Annotated in this window: 9 protein-coding genes; 1 reads left to right on the forward strand and 8 read right to left on the reverse strand. The window is 65.2% G+C overall.

Features of this window, described 5'->3' with window-relative positions; translation table 11 throughout:
* Window positions 1–347 precede the first annotated feature (347 nt).
* The 7 genes from NFW05_RS05265 to NFW05_RS05295 all read right to left on the reverse strand — a co-directional run bounded on the left by NFW05_RS05265 (window position 348) and on the right by NFW05_RS05295 (window position 14451).
* A complete protein-coding gene (locus NFW05_RS05265) occupies window positions 348–908 on the reverse strand; it encodes a hypothetical protein (RefSeq protein WP_363321712.1) in 561 nt (186 codons plus the stop codon).
* A 551-nt stretch (window positions 909–1459) separates the two neighbouring features.
* Window positions 1460–2086 carry a DUF47 family protein gene (locus tag NFW05_RS05270; protein WP_295303267.1) on the reverse strand — a complete coding sequence of 209 codons (627 nt, stop codon included), beginning with the start codon at window positions 2084–2086 and terminating at the stop codon, window positions 1460–1462.
* A gap of 32 nt (window positions 2087–2118) precedes the next feature.
* On the reverse strand, window positions 2119–3159 hold the full coding sequence (locus NFW05_RS05275; protein WP_295303269.1) for an inorganic phosphate transporter: 1041 nt from the start codon (window positions 3157–3159) through the stop codon (window positions 2119–2121).
* An 898-nt stretch (window positions 3160–4057) separates the two neighbouring features.
* Window positions 4058–5488 (reverse strand): sigma-54 dependent transcriptional regulator, encoded by a 1431-nt coding sequence (locus tag NFW05_RS05280; protein ID WP_295303271.1) that lies wholly within the window; start codon window positions 5486–5488, stop codon window positions 4058–4060.
* Window positions 5488–8046, reverse strand: coding sequence for an ATP-binding protein (locus NFW05_RS05285; RefSeq protein ID WP_295303273.1), 2559 nt, complete (start codon window positions 8044–8046; stop codon window positions 5488–5490). The genes NFW05_RS05280 and NFW05_RS05285 overlap by 1 nt, the downstream gene beginning before the upstream one ends.
* Window positions 8047–8114: 68 nt before the next feature.
* Complete coding sequence (locus NFW05_RS05290; RefSeq protein WP_295303275.1) at window positions 8115–10400, reverse strand: FAD-dependent oxidoreductase; 2286 nt, start codon at window positions 10398–10400, stop codon at window positions 8115–8117.
* A 73-nt stretch (window positions 10401–10473) separates the two neighbouring features.
* Entirely contained in the window at window positions 10474–14451 is a 3978-nt protein-coding gene (locus NFW05_RS05295; protein ID WP_295303277.1) for a PAS domain S-box protein, read from the reverse strand.
* Between the two features lie 235 nt (window positions 14452–14686).
* On the opposite strand from NFW05_RS05295, the gene NFW05_RS05300 reads away from it, so the two are divergent.
* The gene (locus NFW05_RS05300) at window positions 14687–15607 is read left to right on the forward strand and encodes a DMT family transporter (RefSeq protein WP_295303279.1); all 921 of its coding nucleotides are present in this window, start codon (window positions 14687–14689) and stop codon (window positions 15605–15607) included.
* On the opposite strand, the gene NFW05_RS05305 is transcribed toward NFW05_RS05300, so the two are convergent.
* Window positions 15568–16620 (reverse strand): type IV toxin-antitoxin system AbiEi family antitoxin, encoded by a 1053-nt coding sequence (locus tag NFW05_RS05305; RefSeq protein WP_295303281.1) that lies wholly within the window; start codon window positions 16618–16620, stop codon window positions 15568–15570. The genes NFW05_RS05300 and NFW05_RS05305 overlap by 40 nt on opposite strands.
* Window positions 16621–16705: the final 85 nt, after the last annotated feature.

Below are 16705 nucleotides of genomic sequence, written 5' to 3' on the forward strand. Positions count from 1 at the left end.
CCCTTGGGGAACGGGGCAGCGCCGTTCCTGGGACGGTGAACGCCGGAGCCCCGCTTGGCCGGGATCGGGCGGAGCCTGCGCAACGAGCCGCGAAAGCGCCGAAGCGCCGGGCCGACCCCGAGGGAACGAGGAGATGGTCACCAGGATCGCGCCGGGCAACTGCCCGGCGCTGTGCAGGCATCAGCCGCCCGGCAGTCCCTTACGGCGAACCCGCCTCCCACCCTGGAGCCACCAGTCGAGCGGCGCGTGGCACGCCGTTCGAACCGAGCGCGGAGGCCTCCCTAGCACCGCGCTGGGCGTCCGGCGAGGCGGGCAGCCTGGCTGGACGCGTCCTGGTCATCCCGGTGTCAGGTTCTCTCGTGATCCGTCAGTCGTTCCTCCACGGGAAGACCTGGCCGTGGAAAGCGTCCAGCAGCCCGCCGAGTTCGGGCAGTAACTGTTCGCTTTGTCCCCCGAGCCAGCGAACGAGGTGATCGCCGCCGCGCATAATCAGAGAGTTCGCGAACTTCAGGCGCTGCCGGAAATGCCTCGACGATCGTCGGCAGCGTCTCGGCGACCCATGCGCTGCGCGTGAATTGCGTCCGGAAGGTCGGACGGAGGTCGTCGCGAAGCGATTCGAGCCACTGACGCAAGCTGCCATCCTCGACATGCGAGAGGTCGAGTTCGTCCGGACGACCGGAGGTTTCCAATTCACGCTGCCCGCGAAACCTCTTCTCAGGTGCCGGGACGCGACGCACCGATGGCAGCCAGATGGCGCCTTTCTTGCCGTGGCGGACGACGACCCTTTCCCGCCGCAGCCGCTGGTCGGGCGTATCGTAGTAGGTGTTGATCACCCGCTGACGAGTCGGCTTGGCGTCGGTGAGCAGAGGGTGCAGGGCGAGACGACTGGCGACGCCGGGCATGAGCAAGAGGTTGAGTTCGGCTGCGGTAACGATTTGACAAGTTCCTGATAATTGCGCCCGGACTGGCCAGCGCCATCGAAGACCCTGTTCATCCCATTGCTCGGCAGACTGCGCTGAGCGGGGCGAGGACAACCGGTATCATGCAGGAATCATGCCAAGTGACTCGAACCGGGAGTCTTCCAAATATCTGATGAAAATCAGACCTGAGCCCCGGTCGGGCGGCGCCCGACAGAGCCTGCCGGGGTGCAACAAATTGACGAACCGGCTCCGCTCGCTTCCCCCAACCGGAGGAAGCTTCTGATTTACGAACAGGAACTTAAGCGGGTCTGCCGGAATCCTTGGCAGATCGGAAACGTTACACCGCCAGCGCCGGTGCACGGAAATCAATCAGCAATGCTGCGGGAAGGTGGCAAGTGCTGGAGGAACTGCCCTGGGGGGAATAGTGCCGCCACGCGGGCAGCGGGCGCGCGCGGGAGAACGCATTGGGCAGCGGCGTGCGCAGCGAGCGTTCCGGGGCAGCCGTCAGTCCGCCCCGGAACGCTGATCGCCGGCCGGGATCAGCAGAGCTTGACGACGATGTCGAGGAGCGTGCTGTTGCAGATGTTCAGGCGGGCGCCGGCATTCAGCAGCTGGTTGTAGATTTCCTTGCGCCTGAAGATGTTGTGGAAGTCATTGTCGTTGAACAGTTCAGCGAGCGCGCGGCGATGCGTCCGGGTCAGGTTGCGGCCCGCCTTGTCCGCCTTCTCCGCGTCGAGACGCCCGAGTTTGGGATCGCTTCCCAGGCGGCCATAGCCAGAAGCCAGCGCCTCCGCGCCGTCCTTGAGGTACACCGCCATCTCGAGACAGTACTTGTCCGCCTTGAGCGCGAGCACATCGGCATCCATTTCGGCGACGATCGTGTTGCAGCTGTTGATGATCTCGTCGAGGTTGATGATCGCACGGTGCAGGTCCTCGCGGTCGATCGGTGTCGAGAAGGCTTCGTTGAGCAGGGTCAGGTTGCGGACCTTCAGGCGATCGCCTTCGTGTTCCGTATCGACGACACGCTTGGCCACCTCCGAACTGCCGGAACTCATGTATTCGACGAGCAGGTTCGCGCTGACACCGACCACGGCGCTCTGCTCGGCGAGCAGAGCAAAGAAGTTGGGCACCTTGGGGAACACCCGATGCAGAATGCGGCGAGTCAAAGACGATCCTGCGGCTTGTGCGTTGGACATTGTTAGGCCTTTCCGATGAAGAGATTGACGAGAGCGAAGGTTTGAATGGCGACCAGCGCCGACCCGGGGATGGTGATCAGCCAGGTGATGGCGATGTCCTTGGCCTTCTTCCAGCGCACGGCGCGCGGCCGCTCGGACGAGCCGATCCCCATGATCGACGTGGACACCACGTGCGTCGTCGACACCGGCGCGCCGATCACCGAGGCAGTCAGGATCACCGCCGCCGAGGTCAGCTGCGAACTCAGCGCGTGAATCGGGCGAACCCGATAGATCGAGAAGCCGAGCGTCCGGACGATCCGCCAGCCCCCCGAAAGGATGCCCAGCGTGATCGCCGCCGCGCAGGCGAGCATGACCCAGAAGGGCACCTCGAACTTCGGGATGAAGCCGCCGAGCAGCAGGGCCAGGGTGAGCATGCCCATGCTCTTCTGCGCGTCGTTGGCGCCATGCGAGAAAGCCAGACCGGCGGCCGTGAAGAACTGCGAGAAGCGCAGGCCCTTGTTGGCCGATGGCGTCGCCGCGAAGAGCAGGAGGTTGAGCAGGCGGAGCATCAGGAAGCCAGCCCAGAAGCCGATCAGCGGCGACAGGACGAGCGAGGCGAGCACCTTCATGATCCCGGTCAGTTCGCCGCGCATCAGTTGGCTGAAGCCCCAGACGACGTTATCCACCCCCGCGGAGACGACCACCGCTCCGATCAGTCCGCCGACGAGGGCATGCGATGAAGACGAGGGAATCCCGAAATACCATGTGGCCAGGTTCCAGACGATCGCCCCGACCAGCCCGCAGAGCAGGATGGACAGCGACAGGGTCGCATGCACGTCGCCGAGAGTCACGAACTTGCCGATCGTGTTGGCCACCGCCGTACCACCGAGCAGCGGCCCTAGAAACTCGAAGGTGCCGACGATGATCACCGCCTGGATCGGCGTCATCGCTCGCGACGCAATGACTGTCGCGACGATGTTGGCGGCGTCATGGAAGCCGTTCGTGTAGTCGAAAAACAGGACGATGGCGACAGTCGCGATCGTCAGAATCATTAGTGTGGTCATCAGACTGCCCTGTGATTGTTGTCTAGATTTGAAGCGCGTCCTTTCCGGGAACCGGGACATCCGGCCATGCTCAGCACCTCGCTCCGGCTGGCACCGGCGCGAGGGCTCGACCGCCACCCCCGCTGGTCCCCGCTGCCTGCACCCACGGGCCTCACCCTGCCAACCGATGGCGGCCCGCCGGAAAGCGTGGAAACCACCTCTCGGCAGGCGTTTGCCCGACCATCCCGTGCTGCCCGCCGGCCCCGGGACAAGGGGACTGGAGCACGGCAGGCTCAACCGGCAGGACCACACGACCCGCTCGCCACCGACGACCCTGCGCAGGAACCGGCAGCGCTGGGCCGCCGACCCCGGCAAGACGGCTGCCAGACCCTTCCCGGCCGGCAGATCCTCGCTGGTGGCCGAGCCGTTTGCTCCCCTGCCAGCCATTGCCGGACGACCCCGGCCAGCTCCTGCCCCCCGTTTCGGCACCCACCCGCACCCCCGTAGTACGCTTCAGATTCCCGGTCGGACTGACCGGCCCGCGGCCGTTGCTCTCGACTGGGAACGGTCCTCGGAAAAACCCCGTTTCAGACCGAAAGCATTATTCGTGCCAAAACCATAAAGAATAGAAATCAAGCGGAATATCCGTGAGTTAGGAGTGGCAGACGGCGGCCGGGGGCAGCCATGACGGGTGCAACAAAATGCACACATGGAAGCCAGAGGAACCTGCTACAGGCCAATTTCCTCAGATTGGACAAAACCTTACCTTTCGTTACAGGGAGCTGTGCAGAAGTGCACAACGTTACACCCCCACAAGGTTGACCGCGCGATCGCCCGGATTGCGCTGATGGGCCGCTTTCTGCACATCGCCCGCAATCGATGGGACCTGCCGGAAACGCGCCTTGTTGCCACGGCCTGTTCAGGCCTCCGGCGGGAGCGCCCGACGCGCGAGCCGGCGGTTGAGGGCCGGGCGTGAGAGCCCGAGCAGCGTCGCGGCAACCCCCTGATTGCCCTTTGCCCGCTTCAGGGCCTCGCGGACCATCGCCTCCTCGACCTCGTCGAGCGTCGGAAAGCGTCCCGGGATGATCACCGGAACGCCTTCAGCCTCGTCCCGCGGCAGCGTGTCGACAGCCGTCTTCTGTTGCTTCTGGATCGCCTGGCGAAAGCTGTCCATGGCCAGAACCGAACCGCCGCGATGCAGCGCCATCGCGTTGAAGACCATCGCGCGGAGCTCGCGCACATTGCCCGGGAAATGATAATTGGAGAGGAGGGTGAGCAACTCGTTCGATGGTTCGGGAGCCGGTTTGTTGATTGAGGCGGCGGCCTCGTCGAGAAAATGCTGCAGCAGGAGCGGAATGTCTTCCTTGTGCTGGCGCAGCGGCGGCACCTCGATCTGGTGCACCGAGAGCCGGAAAAAGAGGTCCGAGCGGAACTGGTTCTGGCGCATCATCTGCGCGAGATTGCAGTTCGTCGCACAGACCACCCGCGCGTCACTCGATCGCGCGATGTCGGATCCCAGCGGGAAGTACATGTGCTCCTGCAGCAGGCGCAAGAGTTTGACCTGCGAGGCCATCGACAGATCGCCGATCTCGTCGAGGAACAGCGTGCCGCCAGCCGCTTGCGCGATCAGCCCGGCACGCGACTGGTCGGCACCGGTGAACGCCCCCTTCTTGTGGCCGAAGAGCGTGTCCGAGAACAGCGTGTCGTCGAGTCCCGCGACATTGACCTGCACGAACTGTCCGCCCAGACCGCTGAGCTTGTGCAGCGCATGAGCGAACATCTCCTTTCCCGCCCCGGTCTCGCCCGAAATCAGCACCGGCTCGGCGGAGCCGGCCACTGCTTCGAGATACTGGAACAGCGCGCGCATCTTGCGGCTGTTGGTGACGATCCCGGCAAACGCCTCGTTGTTCTGCAGGCAATCGGAGAGCAGATAGTGTTTCAGCACGCCCATCTGCCGACGCAGCGAATGCACCTCGAGCGCGTGCCGGACGCTGGCGATCAGCCTGCTCTCCTCGACCGGCTTGACCAGGTAGTCGAATGCGCCCTCCTTCATGGTGCGCACCGCTGTCTCCACGTCCTGGGCGGCAGTCATGACGATTACCGGCACCTCGGGGTACAGGTGGACGATGTCCGGCAACAGCTTGTTACCGGTGATGTGGGGCATGAACAGATCGAGAAGGAGGGCACTCGCCGGTTGCCGCTCGAGTGCCGGCAGCAGTTCCCGACTGTCTGAAACCATCTGCACGTTGGTCACACCGGCACTGCGCAGCACCGCCGCCGTAACGTTGAGTACCGACTGGTCATTGTCGACAAGGAAGACGGGCAGGCTGGCAAAGGATTGTTCTTTCATCACTCCTCCCTGCTGACTGGCAGATCGATGCTCACGGTCGTTCCCTGGGTCGGGCTCGACTCGAATCTCAGAGCGCCGCCGTGTCTTTCGACGATCGACGACGAAATGGACAACCCCAGCCCGGTCCCTCCTGTCTCCGCCTTGGTCGTGAAGAAAGGCTCGCCGATCTGCGCCATCGCGGCTTCACTGATCCCTTTGCCCTGGTCCCTGACCTGGACGATGATCCGGCCGGCAGCCGGATCATCGCAGGCGGAAACCTCGACACCACGGCTCCGGTCGGGGAGCGCCTCGAGGGCGTTGACGATGACGTTGATGAACACCTGTTCGAGCTGCTGCACGTTGCCTCTGACCAGCGGCAGCTGGTCCGGCAGCTTCAACGAAAAGGCGCCGGTGTGTTTGCGGATTCGGGCGTCAAGCAGGGTCACCACGGCCTGCAGGATTCTGCCGATGTCCGCCGCCTCGTCCATGTGCCCGCGATCCTGCTTGCCGAGATGCTTGAGGTTGCTGACGATCTTCTGGATGCGCTTGGCGTTTTCGCCAATCTCCTGCATGCCACGCCCGATGACCTCCCTGGCTTCCGCGAAGCCCAGCCCGGCGAGCAGGAAGTCGCCCTGCTCGAGTGCGTATTCGTCGAGGATCGGCAGCGCATCGTGCCAGATCCGCGCGAGCAGTGACGAGTTGGCCAGTATGGCGTGATTGGGATTGTTGATCTCGTGCGCGATACCCGCCGACAGAACGCCGAGCGACGCCAGACGGGCGCTGCGGATCGCCTGCCATTGCAGCTTGCGGTTCTCGGTGATGTCGGTGATCACGACCATTGCTGCGATCACCGTCTCCGCGGAACTGATCGGCACCATCCGGATCTCCCACCAGGTCGCGTCGCTCGACGTGTACTGACAGTGGTCGACGCGCCCGCTTTCGAAGACATCGCGCAACTTCTCGAGATAGGCAGGACGCACCTCCGGCGGCAGGATCAGATCGGAACGCTTGTTGCCCGGGGCACCGACCGGATAGGGCAACGGCCGGTTGGTCAGCAGGATGTCTCCCTCGGCATCGACCGTGAAGATCAGGTCCGGCGAATGGTTGAAGAGTGTTCGCAGCTTGGCCTCGGAATCGCGCAACGCGTCTTCGGCAAGCTTGTGCTCGGTTACATCCTCGAAGAATCCGACGATCCGGCTCAGCTCGTTGCCCGTCTCGCGAACGGGAAAACCGCAGACGCGCAACCAGCGCAAACCACGTTCTGCCGAAGACGCCTTCAGGACCACCGAGAATCGCCCGCCCTCGGCGCGCAGTTGAGCAATCGCTTCGACGAGCGTGCGGCGGTCGTCATCGGCAAAGACCTCGAGCATCAGCGAGGGGTTCCGGCTGTCAAGCATCACGCCCGGGCCGGCGATCTGCCGGAACGCCGGCCCGATGTACTCCAGCCGGGCCGCCTGCGCATCGATCGCCCAGAAGACCACGTCGACCGTCTCGGCGAGCTGCCGGAAGAGTTCCTCGCGCTCGTAAATGGTCTGGGTCAGCCGGATTCGGTTCTCCAGCTCGCGGCGGCTGCGCACCAGGTAAAAGGTGAGCAGCGAAGTACACAGAATGCCGCCGAGCAGAACCGACCAGTGGGCCTCGGTGAAGGCCTCGGCACTGCGGAAGGTATGAGTCGCCACACAGATCACCGTCCAGGTCCGGTCCCCCACCGGAATGCTGACCACCATCTGCGGCTCGTCATCGGTTTCGGGAACGATCGGACTAACGGAGGACATCGTCCGCGGCTCGAGACGGCTGGCATAGAAGTGCAGGAACTGCGAGTCGGGCTCGGCCGAGCTGTCGCGGATCAGAACCTCGACCCCGCGTGGCTCGAGCAGGCTGATCGCCGTGTGAATGAGTTGCTCGATGTCGTAGAGGCCGACTACGTAGCCCAGCAGCGCACCCGTCGTCCGCGCATCGGCACCCGCCCGAGCCTCGCCCGACCGGTTGGCCGCGTACACCGGCAGCGCGGCATAGACGCCGTGCCCTGCTTGTCCGTCCGGCCGGTCGAGGGTCATCCGGTGGCTGACCGCGACATTGCCGAGTTGCTTGGCCCTGGCCAGCAAGGCGGTAAGTTCGCCTGTCGCACTCAGGTCCAGGCTCTCGAGAATCATCGCGCCAGCACGGGAGGCGTGGAGCACATCTGCGCGGGGTACTGCTGGTGGTGTCTGCGGCGGCGCCTTCGACCCGGGCGGTCCGCGGCCGCCGGGAGCCGGCAGTGCCACTGCCGACGCGGGTACCCAGAGCAGACTGTCGATGTACGCTCGGCGCTTGAGAATCGAATCGGTGAACGCCAGGAACTCCTGCTCGTCGATCTCCTGCGCCGCATGGAACAGCCCCCGGATCTCGAGCAACGCGTCGAGCCCCTGATCGACGACGGCGCGCACCGACTGGATACGGTCACCAGCCGCCCAGCGGAATTCCTTGAGGTGGTTGATCCTCAGCTCTTCGCGAACGTTCCACGACGACAGGCAGGTCAGCAGGGTCCCGCCGATCGCCACGGCGTATGCGGCCGCGTACTTGCGCAGATTCTCGAACATGGGCAGCCAGAGAACGAGGGCCCCCTGCGGAAGCGCTCGGTCGCGCCGCCGATTCTCGCAGGCCAAACTTAGCAGCTTATCAGAAAGCGCCCGTGCTCAGGATACGAACCGGCCGTCCGCACTCGCCCGATCGACGCCGCTCTCGTGTAACCGAGCGCCCGCAGCGCCCGCAGGCAACCCGCAGCCCTTGCGCCCGGGACGCTGGCGAGCAGGCCGCCGGCGGTCAACCCCATGCGAAACAACGTCGCTCCGATCCTCTCCGGGGCCGGCTCCGAAGGATTCCGGTCCGGGCTGCCCCAGACCCGATGCACATCCTGCCGCGACCCGCAGGGAAGCAGTAGCGCCAGCGCCATCGCGGCGCCATCGGCGACTGGCACCGCAGCCGTGTCGATTTCGGCCGCCAGCCCAACCCGACTGACGAGCGCTGTGAGCTGTTCGGGCAGGCCAAAACCCTCGAGACGGATGCAGGCCGTCGCACCATGCTCGCGAAAGCAGCTGGCTGCCCCCTGGTTGGACTCGACCAGCAGCCGCAGCGCCTCGTCGATGTACCGCCCGGGGAGCGGGAACCGGCGATGCGCGGCAAGCAGCGTAGGGATGCCGATCGGTTTGTTGACCATCAGCACGTCTCCCTCCCGAATGCCTGCCGGGAGACGCCAAGTCTGCGCTCTGGGCCCAGGCCGGCCATCGGTCACCAGAACGACGGCGAACTCGTTTCCGGAAACCGTCCGCACGGCGGTCAACGCACATCCGGAAGCCTGCAGTTCCTTGTCCACACCCCGACAAACCGCCGCAACGTCTCCGGCGATCTTGCGTTCACATCCCGGGGGAACGACGACCAGGATCTGCGCCGCCTGTGCTTCCCCGCCCCTGGCAAAGAACTCGCTCAACACGTGCGCGGCCGCCATCCGTCCGAAGAGCCAGGGATCATCGACCGGAGCCACCAGAAAGTCGACCGTCCTGATCCTCTCGCCGGCTTGCGCCGCCGAGGCCCCCCCCGTGTCGGGAGGGAGCGAAGTGCGCAACGTCGCTCCGCCGCCTGGCCCGCCGAGGAAAGAATCCAATGAACCGTCTCGCGTGGCGGGGACTGCCCAACCGGCCGGCAAACAGCATCCGGCCAGCACGCACCGCGCCTCGCTTGTCTGAGCTTCGTCGAGATCTGCCATTGGCGAGCCCGTCGCGGACGCCCCGCTGCCCGCACTGCGCATCGCCAGACGGCCCATGAAGCGCCGGTCGATCCAGCTCTTCCAGAGCCACACCCAGTGACCCCGTGCATACATACCCCCGCGCGAAGCGACGGCCTGCTCGTCGCCGGTCCCGATCAGCGCCAGGCACCGCGGCTGCGGCCGGTAATCCTGCAGCGGCTGCCCGAAGGCAAGCCGTCGCAGGTTCGCGGCCAGCACCTCACCCTGACGCACGGCGAAAACGCCCGACTTTTCGAGCGGTGAGCTGACCAACGCGGCACAGTCTCCGGCCGCGAAGATCAGCGGATCACTGACCGTCTGGAGCGTATTGCGGACCTCGATGAAGCCACTGCCGTCCAGCGACAGCGCGCTTTCGCGGAGCCACGGAGCGCCACCGGCCTGGGTGACCCAGACGACTTCGTCGATGGCCAGAGAATCGCCGCTGCTCAGGCCGACCGACCCGGGCAAGACCCTGGTCACTACCGCTGCACGGTGCACGATCACGTTCCTCTCGGCGAGAAGACGGTCGAAGCAGCGCCTGACGCCGGCATTGTGCCGGGGCAGAATCTCCGCGCTCGCCGAAAGCAGATGGAAACGCAGGTCGTCGGGGCTCCTGCGCAACGCGCGCAGCTCGCAACGCAGGCGATGCTGCATCGCGAGAATCATTTCGACCCCGCCCGCCCCCGCACCGACGACGGCAAAGGTGGTCACCGCCGGCCGAGACCGTACGCGATCGAGCAGACGCAGCCAGCGCTCGTTGAAGCGGGCGATCGGTTTGACCGGCGTCGCGTACTCGGCCGCCCCGGGCACAGCGTCGGAGTGCGGTGTCGAGCCGATGTTGATCGACAGCATGTCGTAGGACACCGGTGGCCGATCACGGCAGAGAACCAGGCGAGACTCGCGGTCGATACCGATCACCTCGTCGACGTAGCAACGGGCACCAGCGTACCGGGCCAGGCAGCGAAGATCGATCAGCGTCTGTTCGTAGCGATAGTGCCCCGCGACGTAGCCCGGAAGCATCCCCGAGTATGGAGTATGGCTGTCAATCGAAATCAGCGTCAGGCGCACCCCAGCCAGCGGCTGGCGAGCCAGACACCGCAGCACACCGAGGTGGCTGTGTCCCCCTCCGACGAGCACGACGTCCCGAACGACCGTTGCCTTTTCGCCCGGCATCTTCAGGCTGCCTTGACTCCCTGGTCGTCGACTGGCCTGCAGCTGGCCTTTCGGGCTGGTCGTGGCGATGGCTTCACGACTGCCCTGTCGAACGGCTGCCGGGAGATTCGTCGTCGACAGCGGCGGCACTCCTTTCTGGAGCGACGCGGGGCAGGACCAGCGTGAAGGTCGCGCCTTCGCGAGGAGTACTGACCACCTCGATGGTCCCACCGAGCACACTGGTCACGAGATTGTATACGATGTACAGACCCAGGCCACTGCCTCCCTGCCCGAGGCGCGTAGTGAAGAACGGCTCGAAAATGCGGCTCAAGATGGCCTTCGGGATGCCAACGCCGTCGTCCCTGCACCGGAGAACGACTTGGCCCTCGCCCTGCGGGCGCGCCTGCAGCTCGACCTTCCCCGATTCAACACCAGCCAGACCGTGGGTCAACGCGTTGCTGATCAGGTTGGTGATGATCTGTTCGAGCGGCCCTGGATAACTGTCCATTTCGAGTCCCGGCGGGATATCCACGTCGATCCGATGTTCACTGTTGCGAAAGCTCAAGCGCAGGGTGACGAGCATTTCCTGGACGGTCTGCTGCAGGTCGAAGGTCCGTCGTCGGGCACTGCTCTGATCCGCGGCCACCTGCTTGAAATGGCCGATCAGCTCGGCGGCGCGCGCGCTGTTGCGCTCGAGCAGGTCGATCGCCTCGCGCCCACGGACAAGGAATCGGTCGAGCTGCGAACGGCTCAGCTTGCCATCCCTGACCGCAGCGGTGAAATCGCTCCACTGCTCGGCGAGCACGCTCGCGGCGACCCGGGCGTTGCCCAGCGGCGTGTTCAGCTCATGCGCGACGCCGGCAACCAGGTTGCCCAGAGCAGCGAGCTTCTCTGCCTGGACGAGCTGCGCCATCGCCTGCCGCAGCTCGCTGGTGCGCTCGACGACACGCTCCTCGAGGTGCTCACGTTGTCTCGCGAGCTCTTCCTCGACCCGCTTGCGCTCGGTGATGTCCGAGCCGACGCTGAACACCTCGACCAGCTGGCCCTGATCGTCGAGAATCGCCTTGTTGGTCCACGCCACCCAGACGCGTTCGCCACTCCTGCGCATGTTCTCGCTGATCTGGTGTTCGAAGCGCTCCGGGTTCAGGGAAAGTTCCCTGGCCGACAGCCCGCGCTGGCCGTCATCGCCGTCGAGCGGTACGATCGTCCCGAGTGCCGGTCTGCCGAGCAGATCTGCCTCCGGATAATCGAAGAACTTGAGTCCAAACTCGTTGATGAAGGCGATTCTTCCCTCTGGGTTGAGGCGCAGAATGATGCTGTTCGCGTTCTCGACCAGTTCGCGGTACTTGATCTCGCTTTCGAGAAGGGCCCGTTCCGCGCGCTTCCTTTCGGTCACGTCGTTGGCCAGGACGAGCTCGGCCGGACATCCCTGGTAGGAGATCGGATGGGCCACGATGTCGACGTCGATGATCGTCCCGTTCCTGCGTAGATGCCGCCAGAAGCCAGTGTAGTCGCTGGCTTCCTCGACGGCAACGACGTCCTCGCTGAGCAGAGGCGTTTCCTCACCCGGATTGAGGTCGGCCAGCGACATGCCCAGCAGCTCTTCGCGCGTATAGCCATAGGTCGCCACAGCTGCGTCGTTGACCGTCAGGAACGCCAGTGTTCGTCGGTCGAAGACCCACATCGGTTGCGGATTACTGTCGAAGAGCAGGCGGTAGCGCGCCTCGCTCTCGCGCAGAGCGACATCAACCTCGTCGCGCTGCTTCCTCGTGCGCAGCGCAACGATGCCGAAGGCCAGGTCACCGGCAAGTCCGTCGAGCAGCGCCAGTTCCCCGCTGTCGAAGGCATCGGGCCGAGCCGCGTAGATAGTCAGCACGCCAAAGCGCTGCCCGCCAGCCTGGATCGGCAAGACGCAGAGTGACGCGCAGCGGAATCCTGACTCCTGGCTTGCACAGGCCCCCGGGGTGCACCCTCCGGCCAGCTGCTGAGGCCCGAACGCGCCGTCGGCGTGGCTCAGCGAGTCACTCTCTTCGCCTCCGCCAGCGTCGCCGACCGAAGTCCCCTGCGTGCGACCCAGAACGTCGCCGGCCGAGGCGACTCGCCGCAGCGGGCTCCCTCTGCCGTCGGTACTGTCCACCCGGGCCATCCCGTATCCCCCGGCCTCGACGATGATTCGGCACAGCGCTCCGAGCAGTCCGGTTTCGTCGCTGGCGCGACTCAGCGCCTGGTTGCAGTCACCAATCATGCGCAGTTGCCGGTTGGCTCGGCGCAGAGCATCCTCGGCCTGCCTGCGCTCACTGATATCGATGACGATTCCCTGATAGTGGGTGACCTTCCCGTTGCGATCGCGCTCGACTGCGGTGTGATCGTCGACCCAGCGCACCGAGCCGTCCCGGCAGACCAGTCGATACTCCTGCTCGAAGTGGTCGATCCCCCGTTCGACAAAGGAATCGATGTCCGAGGCGACCCGTTCGAGATCCTCGGGATGAATCAGCGACGCGAAACGCAATCCGCTCTCGACCAGATCTTCCGGCGAGTAGCCGAGCTGTTTGACGTTGCGCGACGCGAAGACCGTCGGCCAACCAGCCTCGGCCCGCCAGCGAAAGAGCATCGCCGGGCTGTTCTCGACGACCAGATTAGCCTGGCGCAGCTCCTCCTCGGCGCGCACGCGCTCGCTGATGTCCAGAGCCACGCCGATGACCTGCAGTCTGTCGCTGGCGTCGCGCAGCGGAGTGAAATGGGTATCGAAGAAGACGTCACCGATTCGCGAGACGAACTGTTGCTCTTCGCCAGCCAGCGCGCGACGCGCGCGGGCACAGATTTCCGGACACTCGCGATAGCGATCGAACAGCGACTGGCCCACCGCCTGCGATGGCGTCAGCCCGGCGCGCGCCAGTCCCTGCCCTTCGCTGAACAGGAAGACGCCACGCTCGTCGAACCGGAAGATGACCAGAGGAGCATTGCTGATCACCGAACGGTAACGCGCTTCGCTGTCTTTGAGCGCCCGCTCGCGCTGGCGGATCGCCTGCGACATCCGGTCCAGATCGTGAGCCAGGCTGTCGAGTTCCCTGATCCGCGACAACGGCCACGGCTGCTCATAATGTCCTTCGGCCAGTGCGTGGGCCTGCTGCGCATAGCCGCCGATCCGCCGCGCGATTCCGCGAGCCAGCAGCAGCGTCGCCATCGTCGCCAGCAGCAACGTCGCCGGAACACCCGCGGCAAGCACCCAGGAGGTGGTCACCAGCGGGCGCAAGGCTTCACCGCGCGGCTCGGCGACGAGAACCATCCAGCCGAACTGGGGCACGCTGACCAGCGTGGCGATGAACTCCTCACCGTTGAGCACCATCCGGTGATCCGTCAATCGACCTTCTCGAGCTTGGCTGACGATCGGCAGATTCCCGAGGTTGAGCTGCTGGCTGCTCAGCCGGGTGTCGGGATGCGCGACGATCTGCCCGTGCCGGTCGAGAACCATGGTCAGCATCCGCGGCTCGCTGCTCAACGACCCAAGGAACTCTGATAGACGATCGATGGCCACTTCGCCGATCAGCACCTGCTCACCGATTGGAATGGCCAGGCTGACCGCGAACCGCCCGCTGACCGCCGACAGGAAGACATCCGACCAGAAGGGTTCGCCGCGCTGGCGAGCCTCCCGGAGAACCCCCCAGCGGGACAGGTCGATACCCAGCAGAACGTCGCGGTGACTGCCTTGCCCGCGCGGCAGCCCGATGGCTACGAGGGTGTCGCGTGGACTCGCGAGGTAGATCGCCGCGAAAAGATCCCCGGCACCGGCGTGCGCGCTGAGGATCGCCTCGCGGCGCTGGCTGGCCGGGGCGTCTTCGTGTTGCCTGAGGTAATCGGCTACCGCGGACAGTTCCCGGCCAGCGCTTCGCAGGTGCTCCTCGATCTGACCGGATATGGCCCGTCCCAAAGCCGCATGACTCGCTTCGACATCAGCCAGCGTGTACGGCAACAGCACGCCGAGCAACAGTCCAGCGACCACGGCCAGCGGCAGAACGCCGGCGATTGCCAGACGCCAGGCCAGCCACCAGCGGAGCGGGCGCGCCGTACTCATCGCCGATGCCAATCCCGCCGGATCAGTGGCCCGGATGGCAAGCCTGGCCAGCGGCGCCGATTGCCCCGGTCCCCCAACTCGAGCGTGGCGAGCGACTGTCCGTTCGATCTGCTGGGCAAACTCGGTCTCTCCTGGTGCTGCGTGTTGCGCGACTGTAGCCCAATTCTTCATCAGCCGGTACGCCTGAGCGCTTTGCCCATAGAATTGCCGGTTTGGATGATCGGGACGCCTGGGCATGCAATCCTTCTGGATGCTCCTCGCCAGCCTCTGCTTTGCGTGCATGGGCGTCTGCGTCAAGCTCGCTGCGCTGACCCACTCTGCCGGCGAGATCGTCTTCTACCGCAGTGTCGTCTCACTGATCCTGGTTTTCGTGCTGGTTCGCGTCCGTGGCGTCACCCTGGCAACCGCCCAGTGGCGTTGGCAGATCAGCCGGGGCATCCTTGGTTTCGCCGCGCTGTTCACCTATTTCTCGGCGATCACCCTGCTTCCACTGGCCACGGCAGTCACTCTGAACTACACGTCGGCGATATTCCTGGGCATCTATCTGGCGATTTCCGGACGACGACTGCAGGCCGGGGGCTTCGGATCGCTGGTCGTGGGCCTCGCGGGCGTCGCGCTGTTGCTCAGGCCGACCCTTGGTCCGGACCAGATTGTCGGCGTGGCGCTGGGTCTGACCTCCGGCGCGCTGGCCGGCATGGCGTATTTCAGTGTCCGCGAACTTGGCGCTCGTGGCGAGCCGGAAACGCGCACCGTCTTCTATTTCTCTCTCGTATCCTCGGCGGGCGCGGGCCCATGGCTGCTCGGATCGGAGATCCACGCGATCGACCCGCGCAGCGCCGCTCTGCTCTTCGGGGTTGCCGGCTTCGCCACTGCCGCACAGCTGGCCATGACCCGCGCCTACGCAGCCGGCAGTACCCTGCTGAGCGCTGCCCTCGCCTATTCGACGGTCATCTTCGCGAGCGCCTTCGAAAGAATCTTGTGGAGCGAAGCACATGGGGCATCGTCGTGGCTGGGGATGGCCCTGATCGTCGCTTCGGGCGTTGCCGCAACACGCTACTCGCTGGTCGAACGGACACGCGGCGAACACGGGCCTCGTGGGACACTGAGCAATGCAAGTCAGCGTGACGGAAAGCGGCGAGCCAGATATGTGTCGTAGACGTTCTCTGCTGCGTCGACGCAGAGCCGGTTGCCGGTGGCCAGAAGATCGGCATAGACGAGGGGCGTGGCGACCGTCGCGTGTCGCTCGCCGGTGCAAAGGCTGGGCCCCCAGAAGGGCCGGCGCAGTTCAAGGAGGTTCTCGTAAGCGACTGGGCCCGCCGCGGCGAGCGCCTCGCGGGTCACGAGACGCGCCGGCAAGCGGTCGCCATAGAGCGTCAGCACGCTCGGCGACAGATCGCAGCCGAGCAGCTTGGCCGCAGGCTCGCCACCCCAGCGCGCCTGCTCCGGATTGAGACGCCAGTTGCGCCATTCGGCGAAATGCGGAGCCACGTAGCGTCCGCTGAGCGTCTTGCCACGCAGGCCCAAAGCGTAGCCGTGCGCCCAGTCGTCGAGCAGGCGCTTGTCTGCGCAGAGGCAGCGACGCCCCTCCGTGCGAAGCAGCAGACCATCGCGCTGCAGGCCGGCGAGCACCGTCGACACGCTGCCCAGAGCCACGCCCGCGGCGGCGGCGATCAGACGATAAGGCGCGGCCACCAGTTCAGGCGTGCAGATCAACGCAAACAGGACCTTGAGCCGGCTCGTCGTGAACCTTCTGACCTCCTTCACGGCCAGTCGCTTCGGCTGCGGCTTCCGGCCGGTCACATAGACGAACAGCCCTCCGGTATCGAGATAGGCATTCCCGGCAGCGTCGGCGAATTGCTGCTCGTGGCCGCGCAGCAACTCGGCGAGCGGGGGTGTGACGTGCTCGGTGACCAGAAGTACCGGAGGCGCGCCGGCGTCCCTTGGATGGCGCAGTTGAGCGACCGTGGCCCCCACGGTCGCCCTTGAGAGTCTCTGCCACGCAGCCGCCGCGTACTCGTAACGACCACTCCACCGGCCGATACGCAACCAGGTAAGGCCCCGCCGATCCGGCGGTGATTCGTACACGCGATCGACTGCAACGGTCAGGCCATGGCCGCGCAGCGCCTCGGCAACGCGCGTGAGCAGACTATCCTCATGTTCCGTGTCCATCGCTTGCACTTGGAGGAAAAGATCAATACTGTTCATGATTAGCCACAATGTTCAGCAAACCTGATCACGCGCTCTGGCCGAGGTC

Source organism: Accumulibacter sp., from assembly GCF_023806625.1.
In the GTDB taxonomy this organism is placed as follows: Bacteria; Pseudomonadota; Gammaproteobacteria; order Burkholderiales; family Rhodocyclaceae; genus Accumulibacter.

Bases quoted from the DNA above. Each gene is read 5' to 3' on its own strand.
- NFW05_RS05290 (WP_295303275.1), bottom strand. From the start codon at position 10,400: ATGCCGGGCGAAAAGGCAACGGTCGTTCGGGACGTCGTGCTCGTCGGA.
- NFW05_RS05300 (WP_295303279.1), top strand. From the start codon at position 14,687: ATGCAATCCTTCTGGATGCTCCTCGCCAGCCTCTGCTTTGCGTGCATG.
- NFW05_RS05275 (WP_295303269.1), bottom strand. From the start codon at position 3,159: ATGACCACACTAATGATTCTGACGATCGCGACTGTCGCCATCGTCCTG.
- NFW05_RS05305 (WP_295303281.1), bottom strand. From the start codon at position 16,620: ATGGACACGGAACATGAGGATAGTCTGCTCACGCGCGTTGCCGAGGCG.
- NFW05_RS05285 (WP_295303273.1), bottom strand. From the start codon at position 8,046: ATGTTCGAGAATCTGCGCAAGTACGCGGCCGCATACGCCGTGGCGATC.
- NFW05_RS05280 (WP_295303271.1), bottom strand. From the start codon at position 5,488: ATGAAAGAACAATCCTTTGCCAGCCTGCCCGTCTTCCTTGTCGACAAT.
- NFW05_RS05295 (WP_295303277.1), bottom strand. From the start codon at position 14,451: ATGAGTACGGCGCGCCCGCTCCGCTGGTGGCTGGCCTGGCGTCTGGCA.